Source organism: Corynebacterium sp. 1103A, from assembly GCF_055700955.1.
Map to the genome: position 1 here is coordinate 81,010 of NZ_JASTTF010000007.1, position 12,870 is coordinate 93,879.

The 12,870-nt window shown below is 65.7% G+C and carries 9 protein-coding genes; 4 read left to right on the forward strand and 5 right to left on the reverse strand.

Annotation, left to right across the window (positions count from 1 at the left end; genetic code table 11):
- Position 1 precedes the first annotated feature (1 nt).
- Positions 2 to 1,510 carry a hypothetical protein gene (locus QQS52_RS06760; protein ID WP_472773147.1) on the reverse strand — a complete coding sequence of 503 codons (1,509 nt, stop codon included), beginning with the start codon at positions 1,508 to 1,510 and terminating at the stop codon, positions 2 to 4.
- 252 nt (positions 1,511 to 1,762) lie between these two features.
- Entirely contained in the window at positions 1,763 to 3,316 is a 1,554-nt protein-coding gene (locus QQS52_RS06765) for a catalase (RefSeq protein ID WP_472773148.1), read from the reverse strand.
- Positions 3,317 to 3,510: 194 nt separating this feature from the next.
- Here QQS52_RS06765 and QQS52_RS06770 point away from each other — a divergent pair, with 194 nt between their 5' ends.
- Complete coding sequence (locus QQS52_RS06770; RefSeq protein WP_472773149.1) at positions 3,511 to 4,080, forward strand: RNA polymerase sigma factor; 570 nt, start codon at positions 3,511 to 3,513, stop codon at positions 4,078 to 4,080.
- A 267-nt stretch (positions 4,081 to 4,347) separates the two neighbouring features.
- Positions 4,348 to 5,763, forward strand: a complete 1,416-nt coding sequence (locus QQS52_RS06775; protein WP_472773150.1) for a YkvI family membrane protein — start codon at positions 4,348 to 4,350, stop codon at positions 5,761 to 5,763.
- 78 nt (positions 5,764 to 5,841) lie between these two features.
- Here QQS52_RS06775 and QQS52_RS06780 read toward each other — a convergent pair whose 3' ends face one another.
- A complete protein-coding gene (locus QQS52_RS06780) occupies positions 5,842 to 6,873 on the reverse strand; it encodes an aspartate-semialdehyde dehydrogenase (RefSeq protein ID WP_472773151.1) in 1,032 nt (343 codons plus the stop codon).
- A 65-nt stretch (positions 6,874 to 6,938) separates the two neighbouring features.
- A complete protein-coding gene (locus QQS52_RS06785; protein WP_070768873.1) occupies positions 6,939 to 8,204 on the reverse strand; it encodes an aspartate kinase in 1,266 nt (421 codons plus the stop codon).
- Between the two features lie 189 nt (positions 8,205 to 8,393).
- Here QQS52_RS06785 and QQS52_RS06790 point away from each other — a divergent pair, with 189 nt between their 5' ends.
- Positions 8,394 to 9,257 (forward strand): DMT family transporter, encoded by an 864-nt coding sequence (locus tag QQS52_RS06790; protein WP_472773152.1) that lies wholly within the window; start codon positions 8,394 to 8,396, stop codon positions 9,255 to 9,257.
- A 21-nt stretch (positions 9,258 to 9,278) separates the two neighbouring features.
- Here the strand turns inward: QQS52_RS06790 and QQS52_RS06795 are convergent, their stop codons facing one another.
- Positions 9,279 to 10,427 carry a mannosyltransferase family protein gene (locus tag QQS52_RS06795; protein ID WP_472773153.1) on the reverse strand — a complete coding sequence of 383 codons (1,149 nt, stop codon included), beginning with the start codon at positions 10,425 to 10,427 and terminating at the stop codon, positions 9,279 to 9,281.
- A 504-nt stretch (positions 10,428 to 10,931) separates the two neighbouring features.
- Between QQS52_RS06795 and leuA the strand changes: the two genes are divergently transcribed.
- Complete coding sequence (gene leuA, locus QQS52_RS06800; protein ID WP_472773154.1) at positions 10,932 to 12,749, forward strand: 2-isopropylmalate synthase; 1,818 nt, start codon at positions 10,932 to 10,934, stop codon at positions 12,747 to 12,749.
- Positions 12,750 to 12,870 lie beyond the last annotated feature (121 nt).

Below are 12,870 nucleotides of genomic sequence, written 5' to 3' on the forward strand. Positions count from 1 at the left end.
CCTAGGCGCGGGACGGACGGACACTGGAGCGATTAGCCCACCACACGCCGGCGCCGCCGATGACGGCGACGGCCGCGAGCACGCCCAGCGACATCCACAGCAGGGACTGCTGGCCGCCGTTGCCCACCACGGTCAGGGCGTTGGTGGCCCAGTTCAGCGGCAGCAGGTTGGCGATGACCTGCCAGTAGGTCGGGGCATCGCTGGCCGCGACCGACTTCCAGAACCAGCCGACCACGCCCACCTGCACGATGCCCAGGCAGGCCGCGGTGACCATGCCGCCGGAGCGGCCCAGCAGCCCCATGAGCGCCCGGGTAACCACCGCGGCGGTGACCGCGGCGAGGGCGAAGATGCCGGTGCCGATGGCTGCCGCGGCGGCGGTCAGTCCGGAGGCGAGCACGAACAGGGCCACCTCACCGGCGGCCACCAGGCCGACCAGGCCGCCGAGCAGGCTCAGCCACCCGCGCTGGGTGGACAGCCAGCCTAGGCCGATACCGCCCAGCATGACCAGCGCGGCGATCAGCATGGCCACCACCGGGGCCAGCAGCCGCGAGGGGCCGACGTCCTGCCCGTCCGCGGCGAACTGGACCGGCGGCATGGCGCGCTGGATGGATTCCACCTTGGTCTTGTTCTGATCGGCCATTCCGTCGATCTTGCGCGCGCCCTCGTCCAGCTCGTTAATGCCGTTGACGGCTTCGTCGGCGCCGCCGTCTAGCTCCCCGATGGCGGCGTTGAGCTGCTTGGCGCCCTCCGTGGCGGAGTAGATGCCGTCGTGGTAGGCATAGCCGGGCACCGCCAGCTGGTTGGACAGCTCGCGGGAGCCGTCCTTGAGGCGGTTGAGCTCCCCGGTGATGGACTCGTCGATCTTGAAGGTATCGACCTGGCCGCGCAGGTCTTTGAGCTGACCGCGCAGCTTCTTCGCGTCCGCGGAGTCGTTGCCGCGCAGGTCCCCCAGGGCGCCATCGATGGCGGTCAGGATCTGCCCGCGCACCACCTCGATGCCGGTTATCTGGTCGACGGCCTGGCCGACCCCGTCGGCGAGCTCGGTCGCGCCCGCTCCCAGCTGGCCGGTGCCGGCCTGCAGCTGCACCAAGCCGTCCACCAGCTCCTGGGTGCCCTGGCTGAGCTGGTCCACGCCGCCGGTGATCTCCCCGGTGCGGTCTTTGAGCTGCCCGGTGGCGTCGGCCAGCTGCTGCGTGCCGGACTTGAGGAAGCCGGCCTGGCTCTGGGCCTCGCCCGTCGCGCGGCGAGCGTCGACTAGCTCGTTCGGATCGATACCGGCGGGGGCATCGGCGGCCGGGGCGCCGGTCACTCCCTCCTCCGAGTCGGCGGAGTTCCAGGCCTTCTCCGGGCTCATCCCCACCGCGGCAGCGATGCCGGCGCAGGCGGTGAGCAGCACCAGAACGATCAAAGCCGCCAGCCCAGACCGGAAACGGTGGGGTTGGCGGTGGCCGTCCGCGGAATCCGCGGCGGCAGTAGGGCTGGCGGGGCTAGCAAGGCGGGCGTCGTTCATACTAAGAAACGATATCTACCAGCACCTATTACTTCGGCTAGGCGCGCCGTTTCGCCCACTGCTGCCATTTTTATTCCCGACTTGGTTAGCGGCGGGACCGCCCCGGTGCCGGGCCGGCCGGGGCGCTTACCGCCCTGCGGCGCGCGAGGAGGTTATTCAGTATAAAACGCACTGTACCCCGCGGCTTCCCGCGGGGTACTAGCTATCTGTGGTCGTTTCCAGCCGGGTGGAACGGCTGGATCAGCGCGCTGGCTACTTCTTCTCGGCGAAGAGCTCGCGGACGCGCTTGCCCAGGTTCTCGTCTACCTGATCCCAGTAGTGGTAGACCTGCTGCTCGACCTGCTCGGACACACCAGCCATGGCGTTGGTGATGTTGTCGGCCAGGCGCTCCTTCTCGCCGTCATCCATGACCTCGCGGTAGAGGATGCCCGGCTGGATGAAGTCATCATCCTCGGCGTGCTTGACGTACGGGGCTCGCGACAGGTCGGTGCCGTGCGGGTCCGGGTTGACGTAGAGATCGCTAGCCTGACCGAAATCATCGTGCTGGTTGGAGGTCTCACCGTCATCCAGGTAGCCCGCGCCCTTGTCGTAGCGGTTCGGGGAGTAGACCGGATCCTGCGGGTCGTTGAACAGGAAGGACATCGAGCCCTCGTGCTCGTAGGTGTTGACCTTGTCCGCGTTCAGCGGCTGGTTGACCGGCAGCTGCTTGTAGTTAGGCCCGATACGGTAGCGCTGCTGATCGGAGTAGGCGAACACGCGGCCCTGCAGCATGCGGTCTGGGGACAGGCCCACGCCCGGGACAAGGTTGGCCGGGTCCAGGGCCAGCTGCTCAATCTGCGCGAAGAAGTTGCGCGGGTTGCGGTTGAGCACGAAGTAGCCCACGTCGTGCAGCGGGTAGTCCTTCTGCGACCAGGTCTTGGTCAGGTCGAAGGGGTTGAAGCGGTAGTTCTCCGCGTCCTCGAAGGGCATGATCTGGACCTTGACGTCCCAGACCGGGTAGTCGCCGCGCTCGATGGCGTTGTAGAGATCCTCGCGGTGGTGGTCGGCGTTCTGGCCGGCCATCTCCGCCGCCTCGGCGTCGGTGAAGCAGTCCCAGCCCTGGCGGGTCTTGAAGTGGTACTTGATCCAGACCGGCTTGCCTTCCTCGTTGATCCACTGGAAGGTGTGGGAGCCGAAGCCGTCCTGGTGACGGGAGGTCTTCGGGGTACCGCGGTCACCCATCAGGTAGGTCACCTGGTGCGCCGACTCCGGGGAACGGGTCCAGAAGTCCCACTGCATATCCGCGTTGCGCAGGCCGTTGGTGCCCAGGCGCTTCTGGGAGTGGATAAAGTCCGGGAACTTAATGGCGTCACGGATGAAGAAGGTCGGGGTGTTGTTGCCCACGATGTCGTAGTTGCCGTCCTCGGTGTAGAAGCGCATGGCGAAGCCGTGCACGTCGCGCCAGGTATCCGGGGAGCCTTGCTCACCGGCGACGGTGGAAAAACGGATGGCCATCGGGGTAACGGTACCCTTCTGGAAGAGCTTGGCCTTGGTGTACTGGGAGACATCCTCGGTGATGTGCAGCTCACCGAACGCGCCGTGACCCTTGGCGTGCGGGGTGCGCTCCGGGACCCGCTCGCGGTTGAAGTGCGCCAGCTTCTCAATCAGGTGAACGTCATTGAGTACGTTCGGGCCCTGCGGGCCGGCGGTGATAGAACGGTTCTCGGACGCAACCGGCTGACCGGACGGGCGGGTGGTCTGGCCCTCGCCAGCGGCGCGGTTGCCGCGGCCCAGGATCTGGTCTGCTGCAGAAGAATCTTGAGTCATGGGGTATGCCTCCTTCAGTGGCAATATTGGTCAGCTATTAAAAGCCGTTGGACTATAGTCTAGCCCATTTAATAGTGGGTGGCAAACAAACTCCAACTATTGATAGGTTTGCCTCAGTCAGGGTTCGTGCAGCCCCCTGCCTAGCCCCCAGTATAGGTCCAAAACCGGATTCGGTGCCTGGTAAATTCAGGATGATGAAACACCACTCCGCAGCCGACGACGCGCGCGTCACCCACCTGGCACTTGCCGCCGGGCGCGGTGACCGCCGCGCGCTGACGGAGTTCATCCGCGCCACCCAGGACGACGTCTGGCGCCTCCTGGCCCACCTGGCCGGGCCCGAAAATGCCGACGACCTAGCGCAGGAAACCTACCTGCGGGTCATCTCCGCCCTCCCTCGCTTCGCCGCCCGGTCCTCCGCCCGCACCTGGCTACTCTCCCTCGCCCGCCGCGCCTGGGTGGACAACATCCGCCACGACATGGCCCGGCCCCGCAAATCCGCCACCTCTTACGAGGACGCCGCCGCCCAAGCCCCCGCCCTGGAAAACTCCGCCACCTGGAGCGACTGGATCGACGCCCGCGCGCTCATCGACGCCCTCCCCGCCGACCGCCGCGAGGCCCTCATCCTGACCCAGGTGCTGGGTTATACCTACGAGGAGGCCGCCAAGATCACCGGCGTGCGCGTCGGCACCATCCGCTCGCGCGTCGCCCGCGCCCGCAAGGACCTCATCACCGCCACCGAGACCAGCCAGAACTCCGAACGCTAGATCCGAACTAGGACCGAGTACTAGGAACGAACCTTTAAGCCTCCGGCGCCGGGGCCAGATTGTGCCCAAATAGTGACAAAGGCGTGAAAGCTGGGCACATCCAGGCCGGGACACGTGGCCGGCCGGTAAGCATTGTGAATTTCCGGGTGGTCTATCTGGTGTTTGCCCGGAAAACCAGGCCGGAAACGGGTAAGTTCATAAACCGTACGTTTTAGGCCCGCCTCGGGCTACGCTGCCTTTTGATAATAGATTTGGGGTTTAACTTCCATGTTTAAACGCGCCATAGCAATCTCGATGGCGTTCATCGGCGTCGTCGTCGGCGCCGGCTTCGCCTCCGGCCAGGAAGCCATGCAGTACTTCGTGGCATTCGGCGAATGGGGCCTAATCGGCATCGCCTTGGCCGCCGGACTGATGATGATCACCGGCATTTCCATCCTGCAGCTGGGTTCCTACTTCCAGGCCTCGGAGCACACCGCCGTCTATGAGAAGGTCTCCGGGCCGATTACGTCCCGAATCCTCGACTGGTCCACGCTGGCCACGCTGTTTAGCATCGGCTTCGTGATGTTCGCCGGCGGCGGCTCGAACATCACCCAGCAGTTCCCGAGCGTCCCCGTGTGGGTGGGCGGAACCGTCATGCTGGTTTTGGTGCTGCTGGTCGGCCTGCTCGACGTGGACCGCGTGACCACCGTCATCGGCACTATCACGCCGTTCATCGTCATCTTCATCGTCCTGGCCACCGGCTACACCATCCTCACCGTGGACGTGGACTTCAGCCAGATGCACGAGTGGACCACCAGCAACGTGGACACCACCCTGCCGAACTGGTGGATTTCCGCGCTGAACTACACCGGCCTGAACGTCATGTGCGCGGTGTCGATGTCCATTGTCATTGGCGGTAACTTCCTAGACAACCGCGCCGTCGGCTGGGGCGGCCTCATCGGCGGCATCCTCTACCTGATCCTGCTGGCCCTGCTGGTCTTCTCCCTGTTCTTCGTCGCCCCGACCGTCAACGGCCAGGACATGCCGGTACTGGAGCTCATCAACACCATCCACCCGGCCCTGGGCTACGTCATGACTTTTGTCATCTACGGCATGGTCTTCAACACCGCGGTGGGCATGTTCTACGCGCTGGGCAAGCGCCTGACCCGCTCCAAGCCGCAGCTGTTCTACCCGGTCTACTGCGTGGCCTGCCTCATCGGCTTCGTCCTGTCCTTCGTGGGCTTCCAGCAGCTGGTCAGCAACGTCTACCCGATCCTGGGCTACCTCGGCCTCCTAATGATCGCCGTGATGTCCTTTACCTGGATCCGCAGCCGCGGCAAGCTCACGGACGAGTCCGACCGACGCATGCGCGCCCGCACCCTGGTGCAGCGCAAGCTGGATCCGCGCGAGCGCTTCACCAAGAAGAACGAGCGCGAGCTCGCCCGCCTGGCCGCGGCCTCCAACATGGCCACCGGCGAATTCGAGGAGACCGTCGCCGAGGAGATCTACGAAGAGCTCGAGGCGGACGAGGAGCTCGAGGACTTCGACCGCGAGGATCTGGATCCTTCCGTGACCTACGTCCAGCACACCAAACCGGAGGTTCCGTCTGCTGACAACGACCTCGACTTCGACGGGCAGACCGACAACGCCGGTGGCAAAGGTTCCACGCCGCAGTCCGGCGCCTCCCCTGCCGCTCAGGACTAGCGCTTAGCCCCCGCCCGGCGGGATCAAGTAAAGGCTCACCCGTGCGGGTGAGCCTTTTGCTTTGGGTAAATGCCTGGCTTAGACCAGCAGCTCGGCGATCTGGATGGTATTGAGCGCTGCGCCCTTGCGCAGGTTGTCGCCGGCGACAACCAGGACGAGGCCGCGGTTGTCGTCCACGGTCTGGTCCTGGCGCACGCGGCCGACCAGGCAGTCATCGATGCCGGTGGCGGCCAGCGAGGTCGGCACGTCCACAACCTTCACGCCCGGGGTGTTCCCCAGCAGCTCCAGGGCCTGGTCCGGGGTGATGGACTTGTCGAACTCCGCGTGGATGGTCATGGTGTGGCCGGTAAAGACCGGGATGCGCACGCAGGTGCCGGCGACCTTTAGATCCGGCAGGCCCAGGATCTTGCGCGACTCGTTGCGCAGCTTCTGTTCCTCGTCGGTCTCCAGGGAGCCGTCATCGACCAGGTTGCCGGCCATCGGCAGCGCGTTGAACGCGATCGGGGCGACGTAGGGGCCGGTGTCCTCGCCGTCCAGGCGGGAGCCGTCGTGGACCAAGTCCACGTTGTGCTCGCCGACCTGGTAGACCTGCGCGGCGAGGGTCTCCACGCCGGCCAGGCCGGAGCCGGAGACGGCCTGGTAGGAGGACACGTGCAGCTGGCGCAAGCCGGCGGCGTCGCTGAGCGGCTTGAGCACCGGCATGGCTGCCATGGTGGTGCAGTTCGGGTTCGCGATGATGCCCTTGGGTAGATCCTTGGCCTCGCCCGGATTGACCTCCGCCACGATGAGCGGAACGTCCGGGTCCTTACGGAAAGCCGAGGAGTTGTCCACGACCGTGGCGCCGGCCGCCGCGAAGACGGGCGCCCACTGGCGGGAGGTGTCACCGCCGGCGGAAAACAGCGCGATGTCCACGTCCGCGACGGACTCCTCGGTGACCTCGGCCAGATCCTCGACCGTCACCTGCTGGCCGGCGAATTCCAGCTCCGTGCCGGCGGACCGGGAGGAAGCAAAGAAGCGGATCTTGTCCAGCGGAAACTTGCGCTCCTCCAAGATCTGCCGCATCACGCGGCCGACTTGCCCGGTTGCCCCTACTACCGCCACGGTGGTCATGATTTTAAAACTCCTAGTCTCCTGTACGTGCAGTACTTGTGTGGTTGGTGCTGTTGCAGCGCGCTTTAGCGTCCGGTTCCAGCATAGACCGTGGCGGGTTCGTCGCCGCCCAGCCGGAACTTCTCGTGCAGCGCCCGGGCCGCCTTGTCCAGGTCGGCCTCGCGGGTCAGCACGGAGATACGGATCTCCGAGGTGGAGATGAGTTCCATGTTGACGCCGACGTCGCGCAGAGCCTCGGTGAAGTCCGCGGTCACGCCCGGGTGCGACTTCATACCGGCGCCCACCAGGGAGACCTTGCCGACCTGGTCGTCGTAGAGCACGTTGGACCAGTCGCCCTCACCGCGCAGCTTGGACAGCAGCTCCATGGCCCGCGGGCCGTCGGCGCGCGGGCAGGTGAAGGTGATATCCGTGCGGCCGTCATCCAGGGAGGAGACGTTCTGCAGGACCATGTCAATGTTGATCTCGGCATCCGCGATGGCGCGGAAGACCTTGGCCGCCTCGCCTGGGCGGTCCGGGATGCCCAGGACGGTCACCTTGGCCTCGGACTTGTCAGTGGCGACACCGGTCAGTACTGCTTCTTCCACGGGAATATCCTCCATCGACCCGACGATCAGGGTGCCGGGGTCATTGCTATAAGACGAGCGAACTCTTAACGGAACATTAAAGGCGCGGGCGTATTCAACGCTGCGCAGCACCAAGATCTTGGAACCGACGGCGGCCAGCTCCAACATCTCTTCGAAAGACAGCTTCTCCAGCTTCTGGGCGTCCGGCACGATGCGCGGATCGGCGGTGTAGACGCCGTCGACGTCGGAGTAGATCTCGCACACGTCGGCGTTCAAGGCCGCGGCCAGCGCCACGGCGGTCGTATCCGAACCGCCGCGGCCCAAGGTGGTCACGTCGCGCGACTCCTTGTTTACACCCTGGAAACCCGCCACGATGCAGATTTTGCCCTTGTCAAGGGCCTCCGTGATCCGCCCCGGGGTCACGTCCACGATGCGGGCGTTGCCGTGCCGCTCCGTGGTCAACACGCCGGCCTGGGAGCCAGTAAAGGACTGCGCGTGCGCGCCCAAGGATTCCACGGCCATCGCGACCAGCGAATTGGAGATACGCTCACCAGCAGTCAGCAGCATGTCCATCTCCCGGCGCGGAGGCACGGGGTTAACCTGGGCGGCCAGGTCCAACAGCTCGTCCGTGGTGTCCCCCATGGCAGAGCACACGACCACCACGTCGTTGCCGGCCTTCTTGGTGGCGACGATCCGCTCTGCGACCGCGCGGATGCGCTCGGCCGATTCCAGGGAAGAACCACCGTATTTTTGAACGACTAAGGCCACGTGCTGTTGCCACCTTTCGCGAATACTTGCCTTCGTGAATACCTGTCAGTTGGTAGTCAAGTGCTCATGTTACCCCGCACAATTCGCGGAGCCAGCATTTACATGCACCTCTTTCATGGTAGAGCTTTTTACTCGACATCGGTGCCCCAATGGGCACGAAATTCCGTGGCATTTACTACGGTTGGGTAGGTGTTAAGCAATCTCGTAGCCATCTTCTTTGCCTTGGCCTCGGCCCTGACCGTAGCCTGGGGGACGGTGGTACGGCACCGGATTGCTCTCGATGCCCCCTCCTCAGTCATGCGCACCGCCATGACCCAGCCGCTGTGGTGGGTGGGCACCTTCGCCGCGCTGGCCGCCTACGGTTTGCAGGTCATCGCCTTAGGCTTTGGCACCCTGCTCATCGTCCAGCCCATCCTGGTCATGTCCCTGATGTTCACGCTGCCTTTGGCCGCCTGGTATTCCCGCCGCCGCATGAGCGGACAGGAGATCGGCTGGTCCCTGGTACTAACCGTCGCGGTGGGCACGCTCATCATCCTGGGCCGCCCCAGCGCCGGCAAGCCGCAGCCCGCCGTCTCCGATTGGGCGCCGGCGCTGCTGGTAGGCATCACCGTCATGGCGGTGCTGGCTGTCATCGGCTGTCGACACCGCAGCCAGCGCGCCCTGATGCTCGGCACGATCTGCGGCGGCATTTACGGATATGTAGCGGTGCTATCCAAGGCGGTCGTTGATATCTTCGCCCACTCCGGCGTGGGCGAGCTCCTGATCAGCTGGGAGTTCTACGCGCTTATCGCCACCGCCGCCACCGGCACGGTGGTCCAGCAGTATTCCTTCCACGCCGGCCCGCTCAAGCAGTCGCTGCCCGCGATGACCATCGTCGAGCCCATGGTGGCCTTCCTACTGGGCTATGCCATCCTGGGCGAGAAATTCCAGATCACCTCCACCACCGGCTGGGCGGTGATGGGCCTGGCCCTGGCCCTCATGATCGCGGCCACCATCGTGCTCTCCCAGCAGTCCGTCGGCAGCGGCGAGCAATCGCGCAGCGAACCGCGCTAGCCGCCGACCCGCGTTAGCCGCCTAGATGGCCCACTCGAACACGGCGAGCATGTAGGCCGAGAACCAGGCACCGAAAAGCACCCATAGGGCCACCAGCAGCCCCATAACCCAGCCGGGCAGGCGGCGGAAGCCGGATACCAGCAGCGGCAGCACGACGATGACCGCCGGCAGCAGCAGCCGCGGGCGCGAGTGCATGATGCCGTCGGAGGCCAAGACGTTGACTATCAGCGCCGCGCTAAACCACCACGGCGCCAGGCCCATCCGGCGCCACGCCAGGACCAGGCAGAGCGGGGCGGCCAGCATGACGGCGGTGGTCAGCAGGAAACCGGCGTTTTCCGCGCTGGTCAGGCTCGTGGCCACCCAACGCAGGCTGGCCAGCCCGCCGTCAAAGCCGGAGTTCCAGTGCTTTCGCTGGGTCCCGAAGTACCCGCCCACCGCGGTTAGGTGGGAATTCGCCCAGGCCAGGTAGGCCACCAGCGGGACCACGGAGACCGCCAGGCCGGCCCACGCGGACCACTGCCGGCGGCCGTAGAACAGCACGGCCAAGGCGAAGGCGGCGAGCACATCCACCGCGGTCAGGCGCACCAGGCCCAGGCAGAAAACCAGCGCCGCCGCGGCCGGCCAGCGCCTGTCCCACAGCGCCACCAGGGCCCAGATGGCCAGCGCTCCGAAGAGCGCCTCGGTGTAGGGCATGGCAAAGACGATGGCCATGGGCGCCCCGGTCACCACTGCCGCCGCGGCCAGGCGATAGCCATACCCCGGCGCGGCCCCACAACTTAAGGCCACCCGGTTGGCCAAGGCCATGGCCCCGGCAGCCAGCAGGACGGTCAACGCGAGGTTGAGAACCACCGCCAGGGTGGAATAGTGCACCCCGGTCAGCGCGTGCCCGGCGCGCAACAGGAAGGGGAAGCCGGGAAAGAACGCCAGGGTCTTCTCATAGGCCGGGCCGCCGCCGGATATCTGGGCGTCGAAGTAGCCGTGAGCGGCGATCTGCGTGTAGTACTCGGCGTCCCACTTGTTGAGCAGATCCCCGAGGCGCTCGTCGTTGGCCGCCCCTATCCCCGCGAGTACCCCCAGGCGCAGGGCCGAGCCACCCAGGCCGACGGCCGCGGCCCCTGCCCAGTCGCGGCGGTGCAGCCGGGGTGCGCCGGTACTCTTGGTTTCTTCCACGTCTGGAGATGGTAGCCGCCCTCCGCGCGCACGGGAAGCCGCAGCACACCCCGCGCGCGGCTGGGCCCGTCCCCGCGGGGCGTTGCCACAGCCCGGATTTCCCATCTGATGAAATAAAAGAATATTTAATTGCCACCCCATGGAATGACATGTAGTCTGTGCCACATGACTTCGCGGCAGATGCTACTACTTATCAGCCGCGGCGGGATTTAGCCCCAGCCCGGTTTGCCCGTCGGTAAAGGATGCAGGCACTGCGTTCCACCAACCGGCAGATTGCGGTCAGCGCCCCGCCGCGGTGACCTCGCCGCGCCCGTGCCGGCCCATCCCCTACGCTGACCGCTCCGCACTTCGCCGGAGGGCTCACCCCATCACCACCACCCGGTTTTGTGCCACGCGCATACTCCGCGCCACGGATCGTACGGCCCCGCCCGCGACCGCCGCCCGTTAAGGCAGACCAGCTAATAGCAGCCACAACGAAGACCACACAGAATAAGGAAGCACACCATGAGCCCGAACGACGCATTCATCTCCGCCCCCCGCGAAATCACCACCCCGGCCGGGCCCCGCCGGGAAGGCCAGCCGGCCTGGAATAAGCAGCGCAATTCCTCCATGCCGGTAAGCCGCTACCAGCCGTTTGCCACCGAGGTAGAAGACATCCGCTTGCCGGACCGCACCTGGCCGGACAAGACCATCACGCACGCGCCGCAGTGGTGCGCGGTGGATTTGCGCGACGGCAACCAGGCGCTCATCGACCCGATGAGCCCCGAGCGCAAGCACCGCATGTTCGACCTGTTGGTCAAGATGGGCTACAAGGAGATCGAGGTCGGCTTCCCCTCGGCCTCCCAGACGGACTTCAACTTCGTCCGCGAGATCATCGAGCAGAACAAGATCCCGGAAGACGTCACCATCCAGGTGCTGGTCCAGGCGCGCGAGCACCTGATCCGGCGCACCTTCGAGGCCTGCGCCGGCGCCAAGAACGTCATCGTGCACTTCTACAACTCGACCTCGAAGCTGCAGCGCCGCGTGGTCTTCCGTAAGGACAAGCCAGCCATCAAGAAGCTGGCCACCGACGCCGCGAAGTTGATCCGTGACATCGCAAAGGACTACCCGGACACCAACTGGCGCTGGGAGTACTCACCGGAGTCCTTCACCGGTACGGAGCTGGAGTTTGCGGTCGAGGTCTGCGACGCGGTCGTGGACATCATGGATCCGAGCCCCGAGGACCCGATGATCATCAACCTGCCGTCCACGGTGGAGATGATTTCGCCCAACGTGTACGCGGATTCCATCGAGTGGATGCACCGCAACTTCGCCCGGCGCGCCGACATCATCATGTCCCTGCACCCGCACAACGACCGCGGCGAGGGCATCGCCGCCGCGGAGCTGGGCTACCTGGCCGGCGCCGACCGGATCGAGGGTTGCCTGTTCGGCAATGGCGAGCGCACCGGCAACGTCGATCTGATCACGCTGGGCCTGAACATGCTGACCCAGGGCGTCGATCCCCAGATTGATTTCACGGATCTGCCGGCCATCCGCGAGACGGTGGAATACTGCAACCAGCTGCGCGTCCCGGAGCGCCACCCCTACGGCGGCGAGTTGGTCTTCACCGCGTTTTCCGGCTCCCACCAGGACGCCATCAACAAGGGCCTGGACGCCATGGCGGACCAGGTCGTGCCGGGCGCCAACAACACGGAGGTCTCCTGGGACAAGCTGCGGGAGACCACCTGGGAGGTGCCCTACCTGCCCATCGACCCGAAGGACGTGGGCCGCGACTACCAGGCGGTCATCCGCGTCAACTCCCAGTCCGGCAAGGGCGGGGTTGCCTACATCATGAAGACCGACCACGGCATCAACATGCCCCGGGCCATGCAAAGTGAGTTCTCCGCCGTGGTCCAGGCGGTCACGGACGCCGAGGGCGGCGAGATTAACTCCAAGAACATGTGGGACATCTTCGCCCAGGAATACCTGGATCATACCTCCCCGCTGGAGCAGGTCCACGTCACCATCGACAACGCGGAGGCCGCCGGCGGCGCCACACAGTTGAGCGCCGAGGTCGTCTACAACGGGGATAACTCCACCGTGCGCGGCTCCGGCAACGGCCCCATCGCAGCTTATGCCAATGCCCTGGAAGCCCTGGGCCTGGAATTCGAGGTCATCGAGTACTCGCAGCGCTCCCGCAGCGCCGGCGACGACGCGGAGGCTGCCTGCTATATCGCCGCCGACGTCAACGGCACCAAGGTCTGGGGTGTAGGGATTGCCGGTTCCACGACCACCGCTTCCCTGCGCGCCATCGACTCCGCGGTCAACCGCGCGCTGGCCTAACGCCTCCCGCAGCGAGCGCCTGGTGGATTGTACTTAGAGCGCCCGCGCTGCCGGCGCCGGCTTTGACAGGCGGGTGGACGGCCTAGTCGTCGGTCAGCTGGTGCCCGACCGACCGGGCAGG

What these genes read in the sequence shown, in the direction of transcription:
- QQS52_RS06760 (WP_472773147.1), bottom strand. Translation starts at nt 1,510, where the DNA reads ATGAACGACGCCCGCCTTGCTAGCCCCGCCAGCCCTACTGCCGCCGCG.
- QQS52_RS06765 (WP_472773148.1), bottom strand. Translation starts at nt 3,316, where the DNA reads ATGACTCAAGATTCTTCTGCAGCAGACCAGATCCTGGGCCGCGGCAAC.
- QQS52_RS06770 (WP_472773149.1), top strand. Translation starts at nt 3,511, where the DNA reads ATGAAACACCACTCCGCAGCCGACGACGCGCGCGTCACCCACCTGGCA.
- QQS52_RS06775 (WP_472773150.1), top strand. Translation starts at nt 4,348, where the DNA reads ATGTTTAAACGCGCCATAGCAATCTCGATGGCGTTCATCGGCGTCGTC.
- QQS52_RS06780 (WP_472773151.1), bottom strand. Translation starts at nt 6,873, where the DNA reads ATGACCACCGTGGCGGTAGTAGGGGCAACCGGGCAAGTCGGCCGCGTG.
- leuA (WP_472773154.1), top strand. Translation starts at nt 10,932, where the DNA reads ATGAGCCCGAACGACGCATTCATCTCCGCCCCCCGCGAAATCACCACC.